The 25,214-nt window shown below is 53.8% G+C and carries 20 protein-coding genes and 1 pseudogene; 17 read left to right on the plus strand and 4 right to left on the minus strand.

All coding sequences use genetic code 11. From position 1 onward, the window contains the following. Positions 1-3 precede the first annotated feature (3 nt). Together ABJ205_RS06650 and argJ are read right to left on the minus strand one after the other, a co-directional pair. A complete protein-coding gene (locus ABJ205_RS06650; RefSeq protein WP_348155405.1) occupies positions 4-438 on the minus strand; it encodes a hypothetical protein in 435 nt (144 codons plus the stop codon). An 18-nt stretch (positions 439-456) separates the two neighbouring features. Continuing rightward, the gene (gene argJ / locus ABJ205_RS06655) at positions 457-1,695 is read right to left on the minus strand and encodes a bifunctional glutamate N-acetyltransferase/amino-acid acetyltransferase ArgJ (protein WP_348155404.1); all 1,239 of its coding nucleotides are present in this window, start codon (positions 1,693-1,695) and stop codon (positions 457-459) included. Positions 1,696-1,849: 154 nt separating this feature from the next. Here argJ and ABJ205_RS06660 point away from each other — a divergent pair, with 154 nt between their 5' ends. The 4 genes from ABJ205_RS06660 to ABJ205_RS06675 all read left to right on the plus strand — a co-directional run bounded on the left by ABJ205_RS06660 (position 1,850) and on the right by ABJ205_RS06675 (position 6,547). Further along, positions 1,850-2,128 (plus strand): hypothetical protein, encoded by a 279-nt coding sequence (locus tag ABJ205_RS06660; protein ID WP_348155402.1) that lies wholly within the window; start codon positions 1,850-1,852, stop codon positions 2,126-2,128. Between the two features lie 138 nt (positions 2,129-2,266). Further along, entirely contained in the window at positions 2,267-5,038 is a 2,772-nt protein-coding gene (secA, locus tag ABJ205_RS06665; RefSeq protein WP_348155400.1) for a preprotein translocase subunit SecA, read from the plus strand. A 16-nt stretch (positions 5,039-5,054) separates the two neighbouring features. Beyond that, entirely contained in the window at positions 5,055-5,807 is a 753-nt protein-coding gene (locus ABJ205_RS06670; RefSeq protein ID WP_348155398.1) for a sulfite exporter TauE/SafE family protein, read from the plus strand. 146 nt (positions 5,808-5,953) lie between these two features. Next, on the plus strand, positions 5,954-6,547 hold the full coding sequence (locus ABJ205_RS06675) for a hypothetical protein (RefSeq protein WP_348155397.1): 594 nt from the start codon (positions 5,954-5,956) through the stop codon (positions 6,545-6,547). 274 nt (positions 6,548-6,821) lie between these two features. On the opposite strand, the gene ABJ205_RS06680 is transcribed toward ABJ205_RS06675, so the two are convergent. Then, complete coding sequence (locus ABJ205_RS06680; RefSeq protein ID WP_348155395.1) at positions 6,822-7,610, minus strand: alpha/beta fold hydrolase; 789 nt, start codon at positions 7,608-7,610, stop codon at positions 6,822-6,824. Then, on the minus strand, positions 7,607-7,792 hold the full coding sequence (locus ABJ205_RS06685) for a hypothetical protein (RefSeq protein ID WP_348312442.1): 186 nt from the start codon (positions 7,790-7,792) through the stop codon (positions 7,607-7,609). Before ABJ205_RS06685 ends, ABJ205_RS06680 begins: the two co-directional genes overlap by 4 nt. Positions 7,793-8,031: 239 nt before the next feature. Between ABJ205_RS06685 and ABJ205_RS06690 the strand changes: the two genes are divergently transcribed. The 13 genes and pseudogenes from ABJ205_RS06690 to ABJ205_RS06750 all read left to right on the plus strand — a co-directional run. Next, positions 8,032-8,661, plus strand: coding sequence for a helix-turn-helix domain-containing protein (locus ABJ205_RS06690; RefSeq protein WP_348155390.1), 630 nt, complete (start codon positions 8,032-8,034; stop codon positions 8,659-8,661). 405 nt (positions 8,662-9,066) lie between these two features. After that, positions 9,067-10,362, plus strand: a complete 1,296-nt coding sequence (locus ABJ205_RS06695) for an integrase arm-type DNA-binding domain-containing protein (RefSeq protein ID WP_348155388.1) — start codon at positions 9,067-9,069, stop codon at positions 10,360-10,362. A gap of 215 nt (positions 10,363-10,577) precedes the next feature. Further along, on the plus strand, positions 10,578-13,421 hold the full coding sequence (locus ABJ205_RS06700; RefSeq protein WP_348155386.1) for a DNA methyltransferase: 2,844 nt from the start codon (positions 10,578-10,580) through the stop codon (positions 13,419-13,421). 358 nt (positions 13,422-13,779) lie between these two features. Beyond that, a complete protein-coding gene (locus tag ABJ205_RS06705) occupies positions 13,780-13,968 on the plus strand; it encodes a helix-turn-helix domain-containing protein (RefSeq protein ID WP_348155384.1) in 189 nt (62 codons plus the stop codon). A 190-nt stretch (positions 13,969-14,158) separates the two neighbouring features. Further along, positions 14,159-15,043 (plus strand): toprim domain-containing protein, encoded by an 885-nt coding sequence (locus ABJ205_RS06710; protein WP_348155382.1) that lies wholly within the window; start codon positions 14,159-14,161, stop codon positions 15,041-15,043. After that, on the plus strand, positions 15,040-16,533 hold the full coding sequence (locus tag ABJ205_RS06715; protein ID WP_348155381.1) for a YfjI family protein: 1,494 nt from the start codon (positions 15,040-15,042) through the stop codon (positions 16,531-16,533). The genes ABJ205_RS06710 and ABJ205_RS06715 overlap by 4 nt, the downstream gene beginning before the upstream one ends. Before the next feature lie 173 nt (positions 16,534-16,706). Continuing rightward, positions 16,707-17,333, plus strand: a complete 627-nt coding sequence (locus tag ABJ205_RS06720) for a hypothetical protein (RefSeq protein ID WP_348155379.1) — start codon at positions 16,707-16,709, stop codon at positions 17,331-17,333. A gap of 559 nt (positions 17,334-17,892) precedes the next feature. Next, complete coding sequence (locus ABJ205_RS06725) at positions 17,893-18,513, plus strand: Ig-like domain-containing protein (RefSeq protein ID WP_348155376.1); 621 nt, start codon at positions 17,893-17,895, stop codon at positions 18,511-18,513. 103 nt (positions 18,514-18,616) lie between these two features. Continuing rightward, positions 18,617-19,039, plus strand: coding sequence for a hypothetical protein (locus tag ABJ205_RS06730; RefSeq protein WP_348155375.1), 423 nt, complete (start codon positions 18,617-18,619; stop codon positions 19,037-19,039). Then, complete coding sequence (locus tag ABJ205_RS06735) at positions 19,036-21,051, plus strand: hypothetical protein (RefSeq protein WP_348510025.1); 2,016 nt, start codon at positions 19,036-19,038, stop codon at positions 21,049-21,051. The genes ABJ205_RS06730 and ABJ205_RS06735 overlap by 4 nt, the downstream gene beginning before the upstream one ends. Positions 21,052-21,063: 12 nt before the next feature. Further along, positions 21,064-23,811, plus strand: a complete 2,748-nt coding sequence (locus ABJ205_RS06740; protein WP_348155372.1) for an RHS repeat-associated core domain-containing protein — start codon at positions 21,064-21,066, stop codon at positions 23,809-23,811. Continuing rightward, positions 23,786-24,109 (plus strand): hypothetical protein, encoded by a 324-nt coding sequence (locus ABJ205_RS06745; protein ID WP_348155371.1) that lies wholly within the window; start codon positions 23,786-23,788, stop codon positions 24,107-24,109. Before ABJ205_RS06740 ends, ABJ205_RS06745 begins: the two co-directional genes overlap by 26 nt. Positions 24,110-24,211: 102 nt before the next feature. Continuing rightward, positions 24,212-24,991: pseudogene (locus ABJ205_RS06750) on the plus strand (RHS repeat-associated core domain-containing protein); the annotation flags it as partial. Positions 24,992-25,214 lie beyond the last annotated feature (223 nt).

Genomic DNA, 25,214 nt, shown 5'->3' on the forward strand with positions numbered 1-25,214 from the left:
GAGTTAGAATCCTTGTTTTTCAAGATTATGGGCAATTTCACGCAAGTGAATCGCAAGTTCGCGAAAAATTCGTGCCTGTTCGATGAGCCAGTAAATCTCCCTCAATTTGACGTGCCATTCAACCTTCAAATTGTGCGCGTCGACCATCCGTTCGAGCATATCGGTCCCTTTCTGGATGGTCTTTGAGCGCCTCATAACGTGCCACCGCTGTTTTGTGTATTCTAGGTGCAAGCGATCGAGCAAGATTTCGAGGTCGACAAGATCACCGATTAGATCATCTCTGGTCAGCATGTCATTCAAGTCGTCGAGATAGGGCTGATTGATCTCTTGCCCTCGCGTGGTCAACTCTGTGAGACCTGTGGTCGCTTCTTTCAGCAGGTCATCCGCTTTCATATCCTGAACGTTGGCATCGTCTCTTAGATTTTGCGAAGTTGGCACGATCTGTCTCCCCTTGAGTTAACTACGGTAGTCGGCATTGATAGAGATGTAGCCGTGAGTGAGGTCGCACGTCCACACCGTCGCGCTGCCTCCGGTCCCGCTGGTGTCCATTCCCATATCAACGGCGATGTCGATTTCCTGACCTTTCAGATGCTTGGCCACGGGCGCCTCGTCATAGTCATCCACCGGAACACCGTCACGCGCCGCCCATACGCCGCCAAATCCGATGGAAAGGCGGTCACGGTCAGCCGGTTGGCCCGCTTTGCCTACTGCCATTACAACCCGGCCCCAATTGGCGTCTTCGCCTGCAATCGCCGTTTTGACGAGTGGAGAATTTGCAATGGCAAGGCCGATGCGGCGGGCGCTGTCATCGTCCACTGCACCAGAGACGCGTATTGTGATGAATTTGGAAGCGCCTTCGCCATCGCGAACGACCAATTGCGCAAGGTTCCGGCAAACATCATTCAAGGCCGCTGCAAATGCATCTGCGCCGGGACTGTCCCAACCCGTGATCTGCGCATTGCCTGCTTTCCCGGTGGCGAAGACCAATACCGTATCACTGGTCGATGTGTCGCCATCAACGGTGATGCAGGAGAAAGTCTGCAAGTTTGCCGCGTTTAAAAGCTCTTGCAGGAATTGGGGCTCAACATCGGCATCGGTAAAGATATAGCCCAGCATGGTTGCCATATCGGGCGCGATCATGCCGGAGCCTTTGATGATCCCGCAAAGCTCCACCCGCGTGCTGCCCAGCATTGCGGAGGCATGGGCGCCTTTGTTAAAAGTATCAGTGGTGTTGATCGTGGCGGCAGCATCCTCCCAACCGCAAGGTTCTGCAGTAAGGGCATTGGCAACGCCTTCGCGCGCCTTGTCCTTGGGAAGCGGCACGCCGATTACACCGGTGGAGGAGACAAGAACGTCGCTCGCGGCGCAGTCGAGCCGGTCCGCCACTTGAGTTTGAATAGCCTCTACCGCCTCGCGTCCGCGAAAGCCGGTAAAGGCATTGGAATTACCAGCGTTGACGACCAATGCGCGCGCTGTGCCGGTTTGAACCTGCTCCCGGCCAAGTTCGACCTCCGAAGACGCACAGGCGCTTTGGGTGAAGACACCGGCAAGGCTCGTACCCTCGGCGAGCTCCACAAAGGTCAGATCACAGCGGTCCCATTCCTTATACTGCGCCCTTGCAACACGAAGGGTCACGCCTTCGATTGCGGGCATATCGGGAAAGGGCTGGGCGAGGGGTGATGCTGCGAGGTCCATAATGCTGCGCCCTAATGGTCTTTTTGCCCTCCTGCAATTGGGGAGGGGCAAGGTTCTTGCTTACCAATTATTCACCATAAAAGCTCAAAGCACCGTGTAACCACTGTCATGACGGTGGACGAACCTAACTGAAATGCTTATCTGCAAGTCCTCTATGGTCAAACGCCATCTCTTGACGCTCTTTGTGCTGCTTAGCGGTCTTGCCGCTTTGCAAGCGCCTGCGCATGGCAATGCGGCTGAGACATTTGCGGCCCATTCGCGAGTTATCGCGGGCGTGTTGGAGGCTTCCGAAGCCACTCACGCGCGCTGTGCCTTTGCTGCTCAGGCGGAGGCGACGGGCCGTGCAAGTGAGACATCGGCGACGCTCGATGCGGCGCCATTGCCTGTTCTTGCTGCTCCTTATGTTTTCGGGGTTGAGCGCGCGCTTGAATAGCGCTTCCTAACTCTCAAACTCTGCGCCAGCGTGAGCAATCGGCGCGGCACTTTCATCAAAATTCCTGTTTTGCGCGAAGCGGTCTTTTCGGATCGCCGGGTGTGCAATTCACAATAGTTACAAGGCTTTTTTTGCCCCATGTTTAACAAAATCGTGAAATCGGTCTTTGGTTCGTCGAACGACCGTTATGTCAAGAAAATCAGCAAGGTGGTCGACAAGATCAATGCGCTGGAATCCATCATTGAAGGCCTCTCGGATGAGGCTTTGAAAGCGCAAACTTCCAAATTCCGTGACCAATTAGACAGCGGGACTGCCCTTGATGACATCCTGCCTGAAGCCTTCGCCACAGTGCGTGAAGCGTCAAAGCGTGTGTTCGGCATGCGCCATTTTGATGTGCAGATGGTTGGCGGCATCGTACTTCAACGCGGTGAGATCGCCGAAATGCGCACGGGTGAGGGTAAGACCCTCATGGCGACGCTGGCGGTGTATCTGAACGCGCTCGATGGCAAAGGTGTTCACGTTGTAACCGTCAACGATTACCTTGCACGCCGCGACGCTGAGTGGATGGGACAGCTCTACACATGGCTCGGACTGAGTGTGGGCGTGATTGTTCCTAACATGATGGAGGCGGACAAGCGCGACGCTTACAATGCCGACATCACATATGGCACGAACAATGAATTCGGTTTTGACTACCTTCGCGACAATATGAAGCACGAGCGCTCGCAAATGGTGCAGCGCCCGTTTAACTACGCGATCGTCGATGAGGTGGATTCGATCCTCATCGATGAAGCGCGGACGCCGCTCATCATTTCGGGCCCCACGGAAGACAAATCCGATCTCTACGTGAAGCTCGATGAGGTCGCGAAAGAAATCCCTGAAGATTGGTACGACAAGGACGAGAAGAGCAAAAGCATTCAGTTGAATGAAGATGGTCTTGACAAGGTCGAAGCGCTTCTGATGGAGAAGGGCCTGCTGGAAACAGACAACCTCTATGATGTTGAGAATACGCAGGTTGTCCACCACCTCGACCAAGCACTCAAAGCCGTGCACATGTTCAAACGCGATGACCACTACATCGTGAAGGACGACAAGGTCGTGATCATCGACGAATTCACTGGCCGGATGATGGACGGTCGGCGTTGGTCCAATGGTTTGCACCAAGCGGTTGAGGCCAAGGAAGGCGTCAAGATTGAGCCTGAAAACCAGACGATGGCCTCGATCACCTTCCAAAACTATTTCCGCATGTATCCAAAACTCGCCGGGATGACCGGTACGGCTGCGACTGAGGCGGCGGAATTTTGGGACATTTACAAGGTCAATGTGGTTGAAATTCCAACCAATCTTCCCGTCGCCCGGATCGATGAGGAAGATGAGTTCTACAAGAATACGATGGACAAGTTCCAAGCGATTGCCAAAGCGATCCGCGAAAAGAACGAAATCGGTCAGCCTATCTTGGTGGGTACGGTTTCGATTGAGAAATCCGAACTCCTTTCAAAATTCCTTGATGAGGAAGGCGTAGAGCACGCGGTTCTAAACGCGCGCCAGCACGAGCGCGAGGCCCATATTGTGGCGCAAGCGGGCCGCATCGGCGCGGTGACGATCGCTACCAATATGGCAGGGCGCGGCACCGATATTCAGCTTGGCGGCAACCTCGATTTCCGGATTGATGACGAATGCGGCGATATGGCCGAAGGTCCCGAGAAAGAGGTGGCCATTGGCAAAATTACAGAAGAAGTCGCGGCTGAGAAAGCGAAGGTTCTTGAAGCTGGCGGCCTCTTCGTTTTGGGAACAGAGCGCCACGAAAGCCGCCGCATCGACAACCAACTTCGCGGCCGTTCGGGTCGGCAAGGCGATCCGGGCTTGTCACGCTTTTACCTCTGCCTCGAAGATGACCTTTTGCGCATCTTTGGCCCCGACACATTGTTCGCCAAGATGATGAATTCCAACCTTGAAGATGGCGAGGCAATTGGGTCCAAATGGCTATCAAAAGCCATTGAAACCGCTCAGAAAAAGGTTGAGGGCCGCAATTACGATCAACGTAAGAGCGTGGTTCAATACGATGATGTAATGAACGACCAACGCAAGGTCATCTACGAGCAACGCGGCGAAATTCAGGAGTCTGAAACAGTCGATGATGTCGTCGTCGACATGCGCCACGACAGCCTTTCTGCGATCATCTACGCGAATTGCCCCATGGGCTCTTACCCCGAACAATGGAATGTTCAGGGCCTCAAAGACAAGGTCGAAGAAGTCTTCGGCCTCACCCCGCCAATCGATGCATGGTTGGAAGAAGACGAAGTTGAGCAAGAGATCATCGAAGAGCGCATTAAAGCCGAAGCTGACGCTTTGATGGAAGCTAAGATCGCTAAGAATGATCCTGCGATCTGGCGCATGGTTGAAAAGCAAATCTTGCTTGAGCGCCTTGACTTCCACTGGAAGGAACACCTCGCAACGCTCGATGCGCTGCGTCAGGTGATTTGGATGCGATCAGTCGCGCAAAAGAACCCGATCAATGAGTATAAGCAAGAGGCGTTTGGCCTGTTTGAAAGCATGCTCGATACCTTGCGCGAAGATGTGACCAAGCTGCTGCTTAAGTCAGAGCTTCGCATCGCCGAACCTGAGCCTGAAGTGCTACCAGACCTTCCCGATTTCCTTACCAGTCATATCGATCCGCTGACTGGGCTCGATAATTCTAACGATGGTGATGGATCAGAATTGCGCGGTGATATGATCGGTTCGCTCGCGCCTTCGACAACACCCGAGGCGGGTACAGGCGGCGCGATCACTGAAAACCCCTATGCTCACCTCGATCTGTCACGCAATGCCGTGTGCCCGTGTGGTTCGGGTAAGAAGTATAAGCACTGCCACGGCGCAGCTGGTGTTCCTCCAGTAGCGGCGCCTGTATAAAGGGCTCTAATAGTAGATGCCGCTGATCCTGCTCCTTGTGGCCGGATTTTTCCTCGCCGCGCTGCTTTATGCCAGTGTGGGGTTTGGCGGCGGGTCAACCTATGCGGCGCTTCTGGCAATAGCGGGTACGGATCACCGCGTGCTGCCGCTCATTGCATTGGCGTGCAATATTGTGGTGGTGGCGGGTGCGACAGTGCGGTTCGCCCGGGCGGGGATAACGCCGTGGAAGGGAGCTTTGGCGCTGACCGCGCTTGCGGCTCCTGCGGCCTTTGTCGGCGGTTTGATCTCAATAGAACGCGAGGCGTTCTTGCTCCTTTTGGGCGCAAGTCTTGTGCTGACCGCTCTCACCATGCTGATCCCTGTCAGAGAAAAAGCGGGGGAGGGTGCGCGCGGCCAATGGGCAAAAATGATGCCGTTTGCGGCTGCACCCATCGGGTTTCTCGCAGGTCTGGTTGGGATAGGCGGCGGCATATTCTTGGCGCCTCTTCTCCATCTGACGCGCTGGCACGGCGCGCGCGAAATAGCGGCGACCGCTAGCTTCTTCATCCTTATAAACTCAGCCTTTGGCCTTGTTGGACAGCTGTTGAAGAACGGCCCTGCGATGTTCGCTGGCGCAATGGTCGAGGTTTTGCCGCTGCTACTCGCCGTAGTGGTCGGAGGGCAGATCGGCAGCCTGATGGCGGTTCGGGTGCTCCCGGCGCGCTGGATCAGATGGGTCACTGCGGCGTTAGTGCTTGTTGTGGGGGTGAGGTTGTTGGCGGGGGGCTAAAGGGCTCTGGATAAACAACTTTCCGCCCCGCCTATACCATTTGGGATATTCGAAAGTGCGTGGCTCACGAATAGTTCGATCCTCGTTGTCAATCAGACCAGCCTGCCAAAGGGGCAGAGCCGGGGTTGGCGCTAAGGATCGAATACATGAAAAATCTTATTTGCACTCTCGTAGGCACATCGCTTGCGCTTGGCGCCCTTGCTTATGCTGACCCTGCTTCTGCGCAGTTTCGCGGGCTTCGTGATGCAGTTCGCGACGTGAAGAAAACGACCGACGACGCAGAAGAAGTCGCTGACACTGCCGAAGACGTCGTTGAGACCGTCTGTGGCAAGCGCCAGGGCCGCCGTTCAAGACGTTCTTCTGGACAAGTTAACTTCTCTCGTGGAAGCCGATCTGCAATTGCGGAAACAGCAGCCGCACCTGACAATGCAAGCGGTTTAAGCCGTGCGCCGTCACGTCTTTCAAGCCAAGTTTCCTGCGCAAATCTGAGCATCGGCAATGCCTTTGTGGGGCGCGATGGCGAATACACTTTTGCGCAAGGCATCAGCACTCAGAAACGCAGCGGTATTATCGACCGCCGCCCGGTCACAGCCTCCAACGGTTGCATCTATGAAGGGCTGGCAGTGGGCGATGTCCTGTACGTCGAATTTGACGCAGCACGCTTCAAGAAAACGACTACAAAATACAGTGCGTCTCATATGACGGCTCTGAGCAACTCACCAATACGAATGGCCCTATGATTCACAATTCGGGGCGTGCGATCATGCTGCGCAGTGGAAATTCGCTGGGTTGCACACGGACCGCTTCGGACGGCAATTCCGACCTCGGCCGCGCTTATACCGACTACATGAAGAAAAGAGGCCGCGATTTTGCAACCTCCGCATTTCCGGCTGATCACAATGACAAGGGCACTGATTTCTTCTGCCAGTGGTACAATGCAGACAGCAGACATTTAGCCGAGCCTTACACTTCCGCTGCCGATGGGTGCTTTGCGGCCTTCGTTGCCCAGATCCATTATCCTCCGTTCCCGGGGTCAAGCCAGTGCAATATCTGCCCTGCGGCCGCCTCCCACTGGGTATCGCACATGATGTCGTGTGCGGTCGGAACGACAATATGATCGCCCCCATAAGCCAAAGCGAGCTTCTCATTTTTATATCGCGGTATCGACCAGTCCTTTTCGCCAGACGCCACAAGAACCGGCATTTCGGTGAGGCTTGGCTTAGGTGGGTCCGAGTAAAAAGCCTCGTCTACCGCTAAAAATGAGGTCATTCCATCGAGGCGAGCGACAATTCGTGTGCGCTCTGTTTCCGGCAAATCATCGGACAGGAAAAACGAGAGAAAGGCTGGCAGAGCCAGCGCCATATCCTTTGTCTTTATAGCTTGAAACATTGCGCCAGGATTTGAAAACAGCATCCGAATTGCAGCGCGGTTCGATCCACCAATAGGCGATGGAGCGAGCAACACCAGTGCTGGAAAATCGTCCTCAGCCATCACTTTTTGCGCGATAGTGCCGCCTAGCGAATGACCGACAAGGATCGGCTTTTCATCAAGCTGTTGAACAGCCCATTTTACGTCCGTCACATAGTCGCGCAAATGCCAGCTGGCATGGTTTCCGGTGCGATGGTTGCCACCATGATCGCGCAAGGAAATGGCGTAACAATCAAAACCGCGCGCGGCGAACCACGGCATAAAATGATCCTTCCAACACCATGCCCCGTGAAAACCACCGTGGATGAAGAGCAAGGGCGATTTACGTCTTTCACCATGTGCCGGTTCATGCAGCAATTCCAGATTGTTGCTCATACCGCTGCCTCGTTGGAAATGTCTGTAAGTCCAGACTGCTGGAGCAGAGCAAACAGCGCTACGAATGCGGGGGGCACGGCGATCATTGCAGCGCCTAAGTTGTCGACCTCCCGCCAATGGAGCAGAAAATAGGTGAGTGCTATGGCGACATAGCACCAGTCGAGAACTATAATTGTTCGCACGAGCCAAGCCAACGGCCGCGCAGCTGCAAACAACAACATAGGTACAAACCCAAGCAGCAGGATTCCCAATCCTATGATCCAGAATTGCTCTGGGACTAGGGTGTTGGCGGTAACGAAATCAGTCCTCAGCAGGCATATAAGTGCACACAATGCGGTGAAAACTGCGTTTGCACGCAAGGTCGATGATAATTCCATAGCACGATTCACTTTAATTATATATAGCGATTTCATTGCTAAGCGTGATCGAGAAGGGTTGCAACTTGAAAGTCCGAAATTACCGCCAGAATTGCGCTCTTGCCCGAGCATCCGATCTCTTGGGTGAGCGTTGGACGATGCTAATTGTGCGAGACTTGCTTGTATCACCGCGCCGGTTTTCCGAACTCGAAAAGCGCCTCAAAGGCATGGGGGCTAACTTGCTGACTAGGCGGCTTAAGGACATGGCGGTTGCCGGCTTGGTTGAAACTGGCGAAGCCCGCGAGCCTTACCGGCTCACTGAAAAAGGGAGGTCGCTCGAGCCGATGGTGCTCGAGATGATCAATTGGAGTTTGCGCTGGGCTCGATCGCCCGCCGACCCGGATGGCTTGCATTTCCCCGATTGGGATTTGCTCGCACTCAAGGCACTGTTTGTTCCCAATGATGATCTGAAATCACCGGTGCTGGCGCAATTTAGGCACGAAGACTGGAGTGCTTGGGTTCGGGTTACTTCTGATAATTATAGCAGTGGACTTGGAGAACCTGTTGCCAATGGCGACGTCCTGTTCCCCTGCTCTATTTCCCATTTGCGCCACTCAAGCATAGTTCTGGAAAAGCTACCCGAGAATCAACTCGAAGCAGCAGCTTGCTTCATGTCCGCGTTCTCGCTCAAATAGGTGCGCAAACGAGTGGGTCTACAAGTCAGCAACGCATGGAGTTGTGTTCCTGCTAATATCATTTTCTGACTTGAAGCCGCCATTCCGCTTTCACCCACAATCTCAGACATTTATCTATCGCCGACGGATTTGCAAAAGCCGACACCTGAATTTTCTGACGATCAGACAAATGGGCTAGTCAGTAAACAGTCAAATCGCGCCAAGTCTTTCGACCAGCTCAAATTTCGAACATATCTTGAGAAAAAATGGCTCCCCGAGTTGGATCAAAAAGCGCTTTCAATCTTGTTCGCTTGCTTACTAGACAGTCCTTATAAAACAGTTGTATAATACCTATTGCTGTTCAAAGTCGTTCATTGCCTTTCATCCTGAACCGCTCTAAAGTGTGGGAAAGAATGTGGGAGCGCTATGGGTAAATTGACAGCCTCTAAGGTGCGTGGCGCAAAGCCAAGGATTGGCCCGAATGGCCAGCCGGTTCGAACAACATTCCAAGACGGTGACGGTTTGATTTTAAGCTGCGCGCCCACTGGTGCGAAGTCTTGGGTTTTGCGGGTTCAAGTCGAAGGCAAGCGGCGCGACATAGGGTTAGGCGCGGTTGATGTTGATGGTGCAGGGCGAAAGGCATTCGGGGCGGAAGATGATAGGCTTGCGGCTGCTCCCTTGATGCTTAAACGCTCGCTTACATTGGCAGAGGCGCGGGAAAAGGCTGCTGCGCTTCGCAAGCTTGCAAAAACAGGTGCGGACCCCGTTCTGGAGAGAGACAGGGAGAGAAAGTGCGTTCCGACTTTCGCAGAGGCCGCCAAAAAAGCCCACGCCGAACTCGCAAAGGGCTGGAGCGCGAAGACTGGGAAGGCATTTCTCGCTTCACTTGAGCAGCACGCGGTTCCGAAGCTGGGGTCGCTTAAGGTCAATGCAATTGGCAGTGCAGAACTGATTGCCTCGCTCGCACCAATCTGGACAGATAAACCCGTTATGGCGCGCAAAGTGCGCAGTCGTATTGGCCAAGTGCTCGCATATGCCAAAGCGCAAGGCTGGCGCTCTGAGGCGTTGCCCGACATGCGAGAATTGCGCTCTGGCCTTTCTAAGCAAAAGAGGGGCGGGCACTTCGCTGCAATGCCTTTTGCCGACTTGCCAGAGTTTTTCACGAATGAATGCGCCAAGGACAATGCGGCCAGCCGTTCTGCAGTGCTTTTCGCGATCCTAACAGCCGCGCGGTCTGGAGAGGTGCGACATGCGACATGGGAACGAATTGACTTAGGGGCGCAGACATGGTCGCGGCCTGCCGAGATCATGAAAATGAGCGAACCCCATATTGTTACGCTTTCCAAGGCAGCCATTGCCCTACTGGAGAATTACACGCCTAAAGACATGCGTAGCGGCTTGATCTTCGCTGGTCCGCGTGGTGGTCCGCTTTCTGATATGGCCCTTACAAAATTACTGCGAAGTGCAGGGCGGACTGAGACGGTCCATGGTTTCCGCTCCACCTTCCGTGATTGGGCTGCCGAGAAAATGCCCACAATCCCTGCGATGGTGGCCGAAATGGCTTTGGCGCACAAAGTCGGCACAGCAACCGAACAGGCTTATCTGCGCAGCGATCTTAGGGACATGCGGCGCGATCTTATGGAGGCGTGGGGCCGCTATGTGTCACCCTCGCTTTCGGGCGTTGCGGATAACGTGACCGCAATCTCGAAGGCGGCTGGCTAACCAAAGGGATGGACTGAGGGTAGGGGGGTGGTCAAATCTCTGATGTTTTCCAGCCGGACACCGGTGCGACAATGCTACACAATCGCTAAACCAGTTTCTCACCCGTGCGCGAAAGGGTTTATTCCGCGCTCACAAAAAGAGGCGCTTAGCATTAGTTCTGCTTGCTGTTCGCAGTTGTTCGCAGGTAAGCGCATGTCTTGATTGGAGGCATTTTAATGCGGCTTGGCTGGGACGAAATAAAAAGACGCGCAAAGACTTTCAGCGAAGAATGGAAAGATGCTCACTACGAAAAGGGTGAGACACAGACATTTTACAACGAATTTTTTGAGTTGTTCGGCATTAAGCGCAAGCAGGTGGCGATATACGAACAGCGGGTTAAGCTGCTTTCCGACAAGCACGGTTTCATTGATCTGTTTTGGCCTCGCACGCTTCTAGTTGAACAGAAATCCAGCCGCTTGGACCTTCGTAAAGCACAAGGGCAGGCACTCGACTATGTCGAAGGCATTCACGCGACTGAACAGCCGCGCTTTGTGCTCACCTGTGATTTTCAGCGCTGGGTTCTGCTCGATCTGGAAAAGGGCGAAGAGCTCAAGTTTCATCTCAAAGATCTGCACAAGCACATCACCGCCTTCGATTTTATGCTTGGGCGCAAAGTCAATTTTGAAACGCAGGCCACCGTCACGATTAAAGCGGCGGAACTCATGGGGCGGCTCCATGATGGATTGGAAGCCTCTGGATACACGGGGCATGATCTGGAGCAATTCCTAGTCCGCACCCTGTTCTGCCTGTTTGCGGATGATACCGGCATATTCCAGCCTAAAGACATTTTCCTGCAATTCTTGGAAAATGACACAGCTCCAGACGGCAACGATATGGGGCGCAAGCTTAGCGAGCTGTTTGATATTCTCGATACGCCAGAGGGAAAGCGGCTGGCTGGCACAGATGCGGAACTTGATGCCTTCCCTTATGTGAACGGCGAATTGTTTGCGGGCCGTTTGCGCATACCCAGGTTCGATGCGGACATGCGCGAGGCTCTAATAGACGCCTGCCGCCATGATTGGTCCGGCGTTAGTCCAGCAATCTTTGGTTCGCTGTTCCAATCCGTTATGGATGCCAAGCAGCGCCGCGCTAAGGGTGCGCATTACACGTCTGAGGATAATATCCTCAAAGTGATAGGGCCGCTGTTCCTTGATGATCTAAAGGCGGAATTGGCAGCAATCACGAAGCGCAAGACAGAGCGCACGCGCGAATTGGATAAATTCCTAACGAAACTGGCCAGCCTAACGTTCTTTGATCCGGCGTGCGGGTGCGGGAATTTCCTCGTTATTGCTTACCGGGAAATCCGGCGGCTGGAATTGGAGGCGTTAGAGGCGCGCTGGCCTAAAGAGATGACGGATATTGGCGATGAACGAAGGCAAGGGGTTCTGGACCCCACTTTGCTTTCCCGCGTCACTGTCGATCAATTCTACGGCATAGAATACGAGGAATTTCCGGCGCGCATTGCCGAGGTTGCCATGTGGATGATGGACCACATCGCCAACAATGCGCTGAATGAGAGTTTTTCGCTGAACTATGCCCGCATTCCGCTGAAGGATTCTGCGCACATTTTGCATGGCGATGCGCTTGAGACGGATTGGAGCGAATTGCTGCCGCCAGAGAAATGCAGCTACATTATGGGCAATCCGCCTTTTATTGGTCAGAGCTATCAGTCCAAATTTCAGCGAGAGCAAATGGCGCGGGTAATCGCCGCACCTTCAGGCAGGGCAGGGTCGCTCGACTATGTGGGGGCTTGGTTCATCAAAGCGGGGCAGTATTTGCAACCCAACAAGCTTGTCAGAGTTGCATTTGTTTCCACCAATTCGATCACTCAAGGTGAACAGGTCGCGCAGCTTTGGCCAATTCTATTTGATCAACACAAGCTCGAAATAGCGTTTGCGCACCGCACCTTTTCTTGGGGCAGCGAGGCGCGCGGAAAGGCGCATGTCCATGTAGTCGTCATTGGATTTTCTCACCGCGATTTTGAACCAGCAGAGAAGCGGTTGTTTTCCTATCCAGATATCAAAGGTGATCCGGTTGAGACGCGGCACAAGGCGCTAACGGCTTACCTCTTTGATGCTAAGGGAGTTTCTAATCGACACCTTGTGGTGAGAGACACTCGCAAGCCAATTGGCGCTGCTAAGCAGATGCGTATGGGCAGCAAAATTGTTGACGGTGGTCACCTGATTTTCGAGCCTCATGAGAAAGCCGAATTTCTTGCAAAGGAACCTGGTTCAACAGGCCACATGGCTCCGCTAATTGGCTCACACGAGTACATAAACGGGACGCTGAGGTGGATTCTTTCTCTTTCAAAAGTCTCACCAGCCGAGATCCAGAAGCTGCCTAAAGTCCTTGAGCGATTAAAATTGGTACGCGCATTCAGGCTGGCGAGCAAAAAGGCTGCCACTCGAAAACTCGCTGATTTTCCAACTGAGTTCGAGGTCAAAACGATCCCTGAAAGGAGCTTTCTGGTATTTCCGGAGGTAAGCTCAGAACGTCGAGATTATGTGCCAATTGGTTGGATAGAACCTCCTACGATTCCCTCAAACCTTGTTCAAACATTGTTAGACGCAGAAAAGTATGATTTTGCGCTTTTGACCAGTCGGATGAATATGGCATGGCTCGCTCACATAGGTGGTCGCCTTGAGAGCCGTTTCCGCTACTCAATTGGCTTAGTCTACAACACCTTCCCTTGGCCCGATGCCAGCGCCGCAAAGCGCAAGAATGTCGAAGCCTTGGCGCAGGCCGTGCTGGACGCGCGCGCTACGCATCCCACGTCCAGCCTTGCGGACCTCTACGATCCTGACACAATGCCAGCCGATCTGCGCCGTGCGCACAATGCGCTGGATAAGGCCGTAGACCGTCTCTATCGCGCAGCACCCTTCGCAAGTGACCGCGATAGGGTGGAGCACCTTTTTGGCCGCTACGAAGCGCTTGTAAATCCACTAGAGCAGCTTGGACCTGCCAAGAACAAACGGATTAGTCGCAAAGCAAACGCCAAGAAAACGTCCAAAGAAAACTGAATTTCAGGAGTTTCTTGGTCCTGTTCGGACTGTTTGGGTGCGCGCGCCGCGAATCGACCCACATTTTGCACGGTTTATCCCCACCGAATCATCCACGCATGTCTATGGTTCGGTCATTGGTTTCTCTATATCCTATGAATGCAAACGCACGTGTTTGCGTCCAAAAACATAAGGAGAACCGCGATTTTCGACCCTAAATAAACGAAACCCCCGCCGAAAGGGCAGGGGCTCCGTGCGAAAGATTGGCGTCTCCTCGCACGGAAGTTTCTATCCACTCCGGCGGGTTTCTACAACCACAAAACGTGTGCTGGCGAACAATCATGGTCGCTGGCGAACGCTGCCAAAGGATAGAACAAAAATGGCACTTACCTCTCCCAATCCCGAACCGCTCGCTTACAGCGTGGCGGATGCCTGCCGCGTCTCCAGTATCGGACGCACCCGCCTTTACTCGCTCATCAAAGAGGGCCGACTCGAAGCTCGCAAGATTGGCAAACGCACCCTAATTCCAGCCGCAAGTTTGCGCGCCCTGATTGATGGGGAGGCGTAAACGATGGTCTCTTGCGAAAAAGAAACCCCGCTGGCGGTAACCGGCGGGGCCTTTTGCGTTGGTTTGGAAAGCCCTTCGCATGCACTCTCTACCCTCACTGCGCATCGCGCGCAATTCCAGATGCAGTCTTATGCGGTCCCACCGATGCGGGCTGAGATGTTGGCAACAATGATCTTTGAGGGGGCGAGCAATGACTGACGCGCGTGAATTGACCCTATCGCTTAAAGGCCGCTGGTATGGCGAATACGGCGCTGCGCCTTGCCCGGTGTGCCAGCCTGCATCGCGCCGAACTCAAAACGCTTTGACGCTAGCAGATGGAAAGAACGCCCTACTGTTACACTGTAAGCGATCAGGCTGCGACTTTCGCGACATATTGGCGGCGGCAAGCTTGGGCTCTGGTGACTACTGCGCGCCCGATCCAGCTTTGACCGCAAAACGAAAAGTGAAGGCAAAGGCCGATGCCCTGCGCAAACACGAGGCGGCAAAGCGGCTTTGGCAAGAATGCCAACCCATAACAGGCACAATTGCGGAAACCTATCTGCGAAGCCGAATGATTGATTGCGCTTTGCCCGACACCTTACGCTTTCACTCGCGATGCTGGCACGGGCCAAGCAAGAGCCGGTGGCCTGCGATGGTTGCTCTGGTGGAAGGCGGCCAAGGCTTCGCAGTGCATCGCACCTATTTGTGTCCCGATGGCAGCGGCAAGGCTAGGTTGGCTGGCGGTGATAAGCTGATGCTTGGCGCAACCTCCGGCGGGGCTGTAAGGCTTTCTGAGGAGCCTTCGCGCCTTGCGGTTGCCGAGGGGATTGAAAGCGGACTTTCGCTTCTGTGTGGGCTTCTAGGGAGTCCTGCGAGCGTATGGGCTTCGCTTTCGACAAGTGGAATGCGCTCGCTTCGGCTCCCGGTCTCAACTGACCACCTAATCATCGCTGGCGATGGTGATGTGCCGGGGCGTGAAGCTGGATATTCATTGGCACGGCGCGCAAGCGAGCGCGGCTGGCAAGTCTCCACCCTTAATCCCGGAGATGGTGCCGATTTCAATGATATTTTAGCGCGACAGGCGGTGGCAGCATGAACGCTCAAGCCGCAATGGAGGAAACCCCCTTCACACCGGAAGGACCGCAACCACTGGTGCGAGAAATTCCGCCGGGCGCTCGCTATCCGGTCAATGCGCTTGGCCCGCTTAAAGAGGCGGTGGAAGCGGTGCAGGGCATGACGCAAGCGCCGGTTGCGATACCTGCGCAATCGGCTTTGGCAGTGGCTTCGCTTGCCGTGCAGGGCTTTGCCGATGTGGAGATGCTTGGTGGGAAGCGGCCAGTCTCGCTCTACGCTCTCACAATTGCCCGCTCTGGCGAACGCAAATCCGCCTGCGATGCCCCGTTCATCGAAGCCTTGCGCCTACATGAGCGTGAACAATCCAAATTGCATATAAAGCAAAGGCAAGAGTGGCATCGGCGGCACGCGGTATGGAAAGCCAAGCACGACCGCATCCTTACTGATGCCAAGAAATCCAAGTCTAGCGATAGCGCCGAGGCAGAGGCCACCCTGCGAGCAATAGGGCTAGAACCTCAAGCACCGCCTTCCCCTGATCGAACCGTGACCGAACCGACTTTTGAAGGGCTCACTAAGCTTTTTGCGACCGGGCAACCAAGCCTCGGCCTTTTCTCAGATGAAGGCGGTCAATTCTTGGGCGGCCATGCGATGAATAGCGAGAACAGGCAAAAGACGCTCGCTGCGTTCAACGATCTTTGGCAGGCAAACCCGATAAGGCGGACAAGGGCAGGTGATGGCCATTCGACACTCTACGAGCGGCGGTTAGCGGTTCATTTGATGGTGCAGCCAACTGTGGCGCGCACTTTCATGGCAGACCCGCTGGCGGCTGATACCGGCTTTCTGCCTCGTTTCTTAGTTTGCGAACCTGCAAGTGCAATTGGCACGCGGCTGCACCAAACCACTCGCAGCAATTGGGCTGCAATATCCAGCTTTGGCAATCGGCTGCGCTCTATTCTTGAAAGCGAAATGTCGATGGATGCAGAAACCCGGGAACTCCAGCCACGATGCTTGCCGCTAAGTGACGGTGCGCGGGAAACTCTGGTGCGGTTTGCTGATAAAGTGGAGCAAGCACAAAGCCCCGGCGGCGATATGGCGCACATCACTGGCACGGCTTCAAAGGCGGCTGAACAGGCGGCGCGCATTGCAGGTGTGATGACTTTGTGGCGTGATCTGGAAGCCAAGCAGGTGGAGCCGGTCGATATGAACAATGCAATCGAACTTGCGCGGTTCTATCTGTTGGAAGCAGCAAGGCTTGCCGATGCAGCGCAAATATCAGCGGCGATAGATCAAGCGGAAAAGTTACGGCGCTGGCTGCTGGACACTTTTGCAGAAACCCAAGTGCTGGTGCGCGATGTGGTGCGGCGTGGTCCTAACTCACTTCGCGAAAGCCCAAAGGCGCGCGCTGCGTTGGTAGCTCTCGAACAGCACGGCTGGCTTATCCCGCTTGAGAAAGGATCCGTTGTGCGCGGCTCTGCACGCAAAGAGGCATGGCAAATTGTGCAGGCAAGTTAGCAGGAAACTTGAGGTCAATACCCCTGCGACTTCCGCGACTTCTGCGACACGCGCCAAGCTGAGCCGCAATTTGTCGCAAGTGTCGCGATTGTCGCGGGGGGCATCCGTTTTCGAACAATATGACGAAAGGCGATATTGAAATGACTGCAAAGCGCAAAAGGGCAAAACCAACAATGCCGGGGAACAAAGACCAACTTAGTGTCGAAGCGGAACCCGGCAAAAGTGGCGAACGCCGCTTGGCCGATGTGTCGCTTGATCCGGCAGCAGGTGCGATGACTACAACCCGCGCCTTTATCACTGGCAGCTTTGGGAAGCAGAATACGACCGAAGTTTATTCATCGCTTCGCGAGAAGGGACAGGCTGCGACTGCTGGTGAGCTAGACCATTACAAAGCGATGTTGGCCGCACAGGCTGACACCCTCAATTCAATCTTTAACGAGACGGCTCGGCGCGCTGCCCTAAATATGGGCGAATACATCGAGGCGACGGAAAAGTACTTGCGGCTAGGCCTAAAGGCGCAAGCGCAATGCCGTGCAACAATTGAGGCTCTGGACAAGATCACAAACGGGCGGGTGCAAACGGTTCGGCATGTCCACGTTAATGAAGGCGGGCAAGCTGTTATCGCTGACGAATTTCACAACCATACTGGGGGCATGGAAAATGCTAAATCAAACGAACAACCCCATGCAACCGGCGCGGTTGGCAAGCGCGCCGAGATGCTTAGCGCGGACGCGGGCGGGGACGGAGTGCCAATCTCCAGCGGTAAAGGGTCAGAAAAGGTGCAGGATGCACGGGGGTAAAGGAAGCGGCGCACCAAACGGCAATCGTAACGCATGGAAGCATGGCGTGCGATCTGCAGAAACGGAGGCCGCTTCACAGCTCATTAAGCGGTTCGCGAAACTGACTGCCCGCTTAGAAGTGGACTGACCGCTAACGACCCAGTTTCAGACATAACCTGCGCCGTGTTATGAGAGGTTGCGTCAATCCGCCCGATAGAATCGCGGTCTAATAAGTCGTTTCGCTTATCAGTCTCTCATGTGCCATCAGCATCGATACTTGATTGTTGATCATGCACAAGCACCTGAACTCCTAGAGACGCAGCAAGATCTGATTTCTTGATTCTGTCAGGAAATAAAAGATGGCATTTCTGTTGCCGCTTCTGCTGCACTCTTGATAAACAACCGACAAAGTAACTGTGGATAACCTCCATAAACAATCACTCCGTTTTTTGATCTAGAGCCTCTTTCACCCGAGTAGGTAAGGGAATTTTACTGGCCGTTCCTGTCTAATGCAACAACACTTGCTTTTTTGATGAAATTTCTAATACCACCCATGTTATAAATGGGGACTTACATAGAAATGCGCAGTAAATTTTTCTTCGCGAGTACGTCACTTGCCGCAATTGCTTATGCTGGATTGGCACATGCGCAGTCTAGCATAGAAACGTATGACTATGATGCTCTTGGTCGCTTGATAAAAGTCGAGACTGTTAGTGGCTCGAACGATGGCGAGGCACGTGAGATCGAATATGATGATGCGGGCAATCGGGTGAACTATGAGGCGACGACTGCCGGTTCGCCTCCCCCGCCTCCGCCGCCGCCACCACCTCCTCCGCCTCCGCCTCCGCCGCCTCCTCCGCCGCCTCCGCCGCCACCTCCGCCGCCACCTCCGCCGCCAAATGGGCCTCCGGTGGCCAATAGCGATTTTGCATCAGGGGCCTGTAATGGCACTTTGCTTGTCAATTTGACTGCGAACGATAGTGACCCAGATGGCGATCCGTTGACCCTTGTCTCGATTGTGAAAAACAGTGGGGGAGGGTCTGCGACAATCGGCAGCGCAAGTTCGGTCAATGTCGTATTCCCGAGCTGGAACTTCGGTGGTGCCTCATACACCTACACCGTGAGGGATCCGTCTGGTGCCACGGGCACAGCCAGTTTCTCAACACTCGCAACGTGTGGTGGCGGGCTTCCGTCAGAATAGCCATGCGAATGAAGAGAGGTTCAATCGGTCGATCCGCCTCCAAAGCAACATGAGCCAAAGCCATCAATTCACACCTACTCGGCCAACTTGCCGGAGATTTTAGATGAAAAATCCAATTGCAATCGTTCAATCTGCAACAGGGGTTTCCGCCGAAACGTTGCGTAATTTTGATCTATCAAGGTATCTGGCTTTTCTGGGGGTTGCAGCCACTATCACGCTTTCTGCAATTGTCGCGCCTTTGGGCGGTCATCAAGCAAAAGCGCAGTCAAATCCTGCGCCGGTTTGCCTGGTAAGCACGGGCTCTGCGCAGCCGATCGCAGTAATGGTTCCGCAGGCACGAGCGTCGTTGCTCTTAGGCCAAGGCTTTGCTGCTACATCGTGCAGCGGGATGGGGGATGTTGTGGGCTATCGCAATCAGATTTGCGGTCTAGCCCAAACAGCCACGCCGCAGCTTAAGTCGGGTTTTGCTGCGGCTTACGGTGTCACACCCGACTTACTTTGCTCATACGCGCAGGAGATCGCATGATGGCGGATTTCATGATAATCGGGAGTCAAAGCTCTCCTAAACCTGCGATGTTGCTTGGTGCTATTGCTGGGTTTGCGTTCATCTCTTCGACCGCTGGAATGGCGCAAGATGAGCCTGGCGGCCCGCCTCCTGCGGATGCTGTACCTCCGTCGCCTGCAGAGCAGTATTCAATGAGCAAAGGCGGTGTGGATATGCGCACCGGTCAATACGTCTATAACAAGACCGATTTGTCGATTGATGCGCTTGGCGGGATGTCGCTTTCTCGCAGTCGTGGAAATACCCCATCAGGTGGGCAATCGCCATGGCACCCGATGGGGCAGTTCACGCACAATTGGCATATCTATGCAACATACATACCGATCAAAGGAGGGGAGGCCAGTTTTTCTGTGAGAGGCCTGCGAGGTGCGGGTTTTCGGGCTGGTAACACTCAGAATTTCATAGCCCGCTCGCAAGATTACAGATCGCGTTTAGTAGGCGTTCCCAATGGGCCAGAAGTGCTCGATCGATATTTTCTTTACACGGCTTCAGATGGCACGAAAATAACATTTCGGCCTCAAAATATGACCCACAGAGATCGTCCAAACAGAGGTCATGGCCGCACAGGCATTGGGTTTTATGCTTCAAAAGTGGAAGAGCCCAATGGGGTTACTTATACACTGAGTTATGATGAGCCAACCTCCACCACACCAGCTTTTTTGCGGCGTGTTACAAGTAGCACTGGCTATGTACTAATCTTTGAATGGGTCAATAACGCCATCGACAAATATGTCAGTGCTGCTTGCCTGTTTAATTCTGCAACTGAGAATGTTCCAACCACCAATTCTTGTTCGGGGGCATCCTATAAGGTCAGTTACGCCTATGGATCGAACGGCCATATGAGCTCTGCTATAGATTCGGGCAATAATGTTTGGAGTTATTCTTCTACGTACAGCCCTTCAGCCTGGGATGCCGCGATTGATAACTGGCCAAATAGCAATTATACTTGGACTGAGGGCTTTTATAACCCTGGTGAGGCCACGCCCTACTTAGTGAACACGCAATTTCGTCATCCGTTCTACTCCTATACGTCCGACCAAGCATTTTCCGATGGAACCTCGTATTCTTACAGTTGGAATGTGACGGAACACAATGAAATGGAGATGGAGGTTGCGGGCGGAGTGGCGACCGATGCTGCGGGCAATTCGATAACTGTTAAATATCAAGAAATGACCAGGCCCGGCTACAGTTACGGCGATTCTTATGTCATTTCCCAAGGTCCGAATGAGATCATTGATGAATTGGGGCGCAAACTTGAATCTGATTATTGCGTAACCATCGTTGCCGGAGGTCAAAGTGGTTTTGGCGGACAAGGGAATGCAGTTTCTCCCCTTGTAACTGGCTGTGCAGCGGTATCGGCCAGATATTGGAAACGGCCCAATGGCAGGCAATCAGATTACACCCATGACGTGCGCGGCAATATCCTGACGGTTACGGATAAGGCAGTACCTGGATCAAGTGATCCTGATATTACCCGATCATTCACATATGACTGCTCTTACGAGGTCAATTGCGCCAAGCCGACGAGTGTCACAGATGGCAATGGGAATGTATCTTTCTCCACCTACAGCACTGTTCACGGCGGCCTGATATCGCAAGTTGGACCCTCTGTGGGCGGCGTAGCACCGGCGATGAAGAACTATTACGTGCAACGTGAAGCATGGCTAAAGAGCGGTTCGGGTTATGCAAAGACGGGCGAGCCTATTTGGCTGCTTTCTGAAACGCGAAGTTGTCGTACCAGTGCGCTGGATCTGACCAATGGAACCTGTTCGGCCGGCGCAAATGATCTGGTGCGAACGACCTATGATTATGGCCCGGACACTGGCCCCAATAACCTCTGGCTGCGCGGTATGGCTGTTATTGCTGAAAATGGTGCAGGCCAGATCGAAACCCTTCGCACCTGTTATTCCTATGATGGCCAGGGCCGTAGAATTAGCGAGACCCAGCCAAACGCCGATCTGGCAAGCTGTCAGTAAAGGAGCAGTACGATGAAGAGATTTCTTTCTGCTGCGGCCCTTGTCAGCGCCGCCCTTTCAACTCTCGCTCCCAGCGTGGTTCAGGCGCAAAGTTCAGCTTCGCCTTATACCTCTGACACGCGTTATGATGTGATGGGCCGTGCGGTTGGCACAATTGCACCTGATCCAGATGGCTCTGGCTCCCTTGGGCATCTCGCAACGCGCACGACCTATGATGCGCGCGGCAATGTCATCAAGGTTGAGACAGGCGAGCTGACAAGTTGGCAAAGCGAGGCAGTGCTGCCTAAAGATTGGACTGGCTTCACCGTTCATACGATCGCTGAGACCACCTATGACGCGCTCAATCGCAAACTGACGGACCGTGTCAAAGGTTCGGATGGCGTTACCGTCGGCCCTACCGTCGGCCTTACCCAATACAGCTACGACAATCTTGGCCGTTTGGAATGCGCCGCTGTTCGCATGAACCCAGCGGTTTATGACAATCTGCCAGCCAGCGCATGTACGCCGGGAACGGAAGGATCAGAAGGCCCGGACCGGATCACCAAAACGATCTACGATGCCGCTGGACAGGTTTTGCAAGTGCGCAAGGCCGTTGATACAAACATTGAGATTGCGGATGTCACCTACTCCTACACGCTCAGTGGCCAGATTGAGCAGGTTATTGACGCCAACGGCAACCGGGCAGAGCTGCGCTATGATGGTCATGACCGGCAAACGCGCTGGGTATTCCCCTCCAAAACACGGCCAAGTAGTTTCAACAATGCAACCGCTGCAAGCGCGGCTTCATCAGCGGGCGCGCTTAATGAAAGCGACTACGAAGCCTACACCTACGACGACAACGGCAACCGGCTGAGCTTACGCAAGCGTGATGGGTCGGTCATCAACTACCAATATGACGCGCTTAACCGGATGACTAGGAAGGACTTGCCGGTTCGAGCAGACCTGCCAAGCTATCACCAGCGTGATGTCTACTACAGCTATGACCTACGCGGGCTTCAGACGCGGGCGGGCTTTTACAACCAAACCCACTCTTATGCTGTGAGATACGAGTACGATGGCTTTGGCCGCTTGCTCAACGAAGAGCAGCAAACTTATGGCGTATTGAATTCTGTCGATTCACGATACGACAAGAATGGCAACCGGACACATCTGACCTATCCTGACGGTGCGCAAGCTCGCTTTACCTATGATGGTCTCAATAGGCTCGATCGTGTAAAACAAGGTGGCACCGCTCTGGGCGGAATGATCTACAACGCTCGAGGCCTTACTTCTAAGCTCGAATGGCCGCTGAGCTCTTCGTCGGACAATGAGCGCAGCTATGGATACGACAATGCTGGCCGGTTGGACCAGATTGGTATCAATATTCATGGCACAGCTGATGATGTAACTTGGGGCTATACTCGCAACCCCGCCTCGCAAATCCGCGCCGAGACCCAGTCCAACGACAGCTACAGCTGGGATGGACATCCACAGACTGACGTGAATCGCAGCTACACAACCAATGGGCTTAATCAATACACCAGCGCGGGCCCTTCAAGCTTCACCTATGACGCTAATGGAAATCTAACCTCGGACGGCACCGACACTTACCTTTATGATATAGAGAACCGCTTGGTGCAGATGACGGGTGGTGGTTACACGACCAACCTATCATACGATCCGGTGGGCCGCCTTTATAAGCTGTCTTCCAATAAGCCAGGTTCAGTCGCGACATATTTTGTCTACGACGGCAATGCACTCATTGCTGAATACGACACTTCCAACCAAATGCTGCGGCGGTATGTCCATGGCTCCAATATAGAGGCCGATGATCCGTTGGTGTGGTATGAGGGCTCGGCGATGAGCTCCACCACGCGGCGGTATCTTCACGCCGACCCGCGCGGCAGCATTATTGCGGTCACCAACCGTCCGGGCGTATCCATCGCCATCAACTCCTACGATGAATACGGCATTCCGGACACAGCGTCAGGGGACGACATCGCCACCAAGGGACGGTTCCGGTATACGGGGCAGGCGTGGATCCCAGAGCTGGGCATGTATTACTACAAAGCCCGCATCTACTCGCCAACGCTGGGAAGGTTCCTCCAGACCGATCCGATTGGGTATGAGGACCAGTATAACCTCTACGGCTATGTCGGGAATGACCCGATCAATGGGATCGATCCGACGGGGTTGTTTGAGAGAGGCGGCACCCTTCAGCATGTGAACACCTGGAACGCCCAATCTGGAGGCACAATCAGGCAGCGGGATGTGGGCGGAAGCGCAAATGCTGCTCCCGAAGGTGGTGGAGAAGGGAATGGTGCTCAGGATGGGCAATCGAATGGCGTAGCTGAGACATTGGAAGAGATTAATCAGAGTTTAAATCTCACTCGGCTTGTGGCCTATCTGGCTTCCAAAGTGACTAAACGTTCAGCTGAAGCGGAGTACAAAGATATCCAAACGGCGGTGCTCAATCCGTTGACAACATTGGGCGAGCTAGCCCCAGCGTTCCCAGCTTCTGGCTTGGCGAGAGTTCCCGCTGCTACGGTCCAATTTGGAAGAGTGCCAAACCAAGTCTATCATACATTTCGACACGTCATAGATGCAGGGTTTGATGCAAGCAAGGTAGGTGGTGCTATTCTGAAGGATCTTCGCGGAGTGATAGTTCGAAACGGAGTCACGGTCGAACGGAGCGTCACAGTTGCTGGACAAAACTTCCAGTACAGGGCCCGTGGACTAGAAGGAGGAACAATTAATGTCGGAAGAATCGTCATACCTTGATAACAAAAGGAAAGCTCTAGTCGAATTCCTTTCAGGTACTAGCGTTTCGATCGATGTTAATTTTCAACCCGCCAACGATGGCGGGATGGGTGGGTTTTCCTTGGTATCACCAAGCATAGAGAAGTCGTCACCCACGCCAGAAAGCGAGGCGAAATACGTTGATACAGATGGCATTGAGGTATTGATCTCGTTGTTCTGTGACCGAAACGGAAACCCAGCATCGGTGGATTTCTGGAAACACGACTTTTCTTCACTGGTCGAGTTTCCAACTTCAAATCAGGTTGAGCGTATCTTTTGAGCAACTTGAATGGGCATCAATTGCATGCTCTATCTGGCCGCCGAATAAGGATCATACTCGGCAGGCGATGATCTCGCGACTTAGGGGCGGTTCCGGTATACGGGGCAGGCGTCGCTGCCAGAGCTGGGGCTCGGCTTGGGACAGTGCCCCCGGCACCGCCGTCGCCCGCGCTATTGCTACAAAGCCCGCATTTACTCGCCAACGCTCGGCAGGTTCCTCCAGACCGATCCGATTGGATATGAGGACCAGTACAACCTCTACGCCTATGTTGGGAATGATCCGATTAATGGGATTGATCCGACTGGGTTGTTTGAGAGAGGCGGCACCCTTCAGCATGTAAACACCTGGAACGCCCAATCTGGAGGCACAATCAGACAGCGCGATGTGGGCGGAAGCGCAAAAGAGCGCCAGAGTAGCGGAGTTCCGAGCAGTTTGGGGGTTGATGTTAGTGAAGCTGATCCGGCGACAGCTTCAGCATCTATGTCTAGGGAATCAGACGAATTGCATCCGCCCACAGGGTTTATAAATCCGTACGTCCATGTTGTACTTCCGGCAGATGGATTTGAGCATGCGGTGAATGTTCATGGAGCACAGAATCTGACGAGAAAGAAAAGCCTGTTCTTGTCTCAAATTAGTGATCCGCTGATTCTCCAGGTGATCGCACTTCAGGTTGCACGCAATTATGTTCCCGAGGTTGTTCGAAAGAATCCCAATGTCTACACATGGGTGACCACTCTTCCACATGCGGTCGGAACACTGCGAGGATCAGGATCGTTGACTTATAATATCACTGTGAAAGGGTTCAGAACTGGCTTCCATCCGAAGGATGGGCGAGCTATCATCCTCTTAAGCAACATTCACCCAGGCCGACCCAATGATTAATTTTTGACGACCATTTAGTTTATGAATTTGTTCCAATCGCGGAGAGAAATCGTGGATCAAGAACAGCTAGACACTCTTCATGAAGAACTAATCAAATTCCACTCTATGATTGCTTATTATCTCACCGCACAGGACCCGCTCCCCGATGAACTATCATCAAGTCTCGAACAGTTTTTGCCGAAAACCAGGGAGACTGTCGTAAAAATGGAAAGGGGGTTTGGCT

Origin of the sequence: Erythrobacter sp. (genome assembly GCF_039988855.1) — a bacterium.
In the GTDB taxonomy this organism is placed as follows: domain Bacteria; phylum Pseudomonadota; class Alphaproteobacteria; order Sphingomonadales; family Sphingomonadaceae; genus Erythrobacter.

What these genes read in the sequence shown, in the direction of transcription:
- argJ (WP_348155404.1), bottom strand. Translation starts at nt 1,695, where the DNA reads ATGGACCTCGCAGCATCACCCCTCGCCCAGCCCTTTCCCGATATGCCC.
- ABJ205_RS06660 (WP_348155402.1), top strand. Translation starts at nt 1,850, where the DNA reads ATGGTCAAACGCCATCTCTTGACGCTCTTTGTGCTGCTTAGCGGTCTT.
- secA (WP_348155400.1), top strand. Translation starts at nt 2,267, where the DNA reads ATGTTTAACAAAATCGTGAAATCGGTCTTTGGTTCGTCGAACGACCGT.
- ABJ205_RS06670 (WP_348155398.1), top strand. Translation starts at nt 5,055, where the DNA reads ATGCCGCTGATCCTGCTCCTTGTGGCCGGATTTTTCCTCGCCGCGCTG.
- ABJ205_RS06675 (WP_348155397.1), top strand. Translation starts at nt 5,954, where the DNA reads ATGAAAAATCTTATTTGCACTCTCGTAGGCACATCGCTTGCGCTTGGC.
- ABJ205_RS06680 (WP_348155395.1), bottom strand. Translation starts at nt 7,610, where the DNA reads ATGAGCAACAATCTGGAATTGCTGCATGAACCGGCACATGGTGAAAGA.
- ABJ205_RS06695 (WP_348155388.1), top strand. Translation starts at nt 9,067, where the DNA reads ATGGGTAAATTGACAGCCTCTAAGGTGCGTGGCGCAAAGCCAAGGATT.
- ABJ205_RS06700 (WP_348155386.1), top strand. Translation starts at nt 10,578, where the DNA reads ATGCGGCTTGGCTGGGACGAAATAAAAAGACGCGCAAAGACTTTCAGC.
- ABJ205_RS06705 (WP_348155384.1), top strand. Translation starts at nt 13,780, where the DNA reads ATGGCACTTACCTCTCCCAATCCCGAACCGCTCGCTTACAGCGTGGCG.
- ABJ205_RS06710 (WP_348155382.1), top strand. Translation starts at nt 14,159, where the DNA reads ATGACTGACGCGCGTGAATTGACCCTATCGCTTAAAGGCCGCTGGTAT.
- ABJ205_RS06715 (WP_348155381.1), top strand. Translation starts at nt 15,040, where the DNA reads ATGAACGCTCAAGCCGCAATGGAGGAAACCCCCTTCACACCGGAAGGA.
- ABJ205_RS06720 (WP_348155379.1), top strand. Translation starts at nt 16,707, where the DNA reads ATGCCGGGGAACAAAGACCAACTTAGTGTCGAAGCGGAACCCGGCAAA.
- ABJ205_RS06725 (WP_348155376.1), top strand. Translation starts at nt 17,893, where the DNA reads ATGCGCAGTAAATTTTTCTTCGCGAGTACGTCACTTGCCGCAATTGCT.
- ABJ205_RS06730 (WP_348155375.1), top strand. Translation starts at nt 18,617, where the DNA reads ATGAAAAATCCAATTGCAATCGTTCAATCTGCAACAGGGGTTTCCGCC.
- ABJ205_RS06735 (WP_348510025.1), top strand. Translation starts at nt 19,036, where the DNA reads ATGATGGCGGATTTCATGATAATCGGGAGTCAAAGCTCTCCTAAACCT.
- ABJ205_RS06740 (WP_348155372.1), top strand. Translation starts at nt 21,064, where the DNA reads ATGAAGAGATTTCTTTCTGCTGCGGCCCTTGTCAGCGCCGCCCTTTCA.
- ABJ205_RS06745 (WP_348155371.1), top strand. Translation starts at nt 23,786, where the DNA reads ATGTCGGAAGAATCGTCATACCTTGATAACAAAAGGAAAGCTCTAGTC.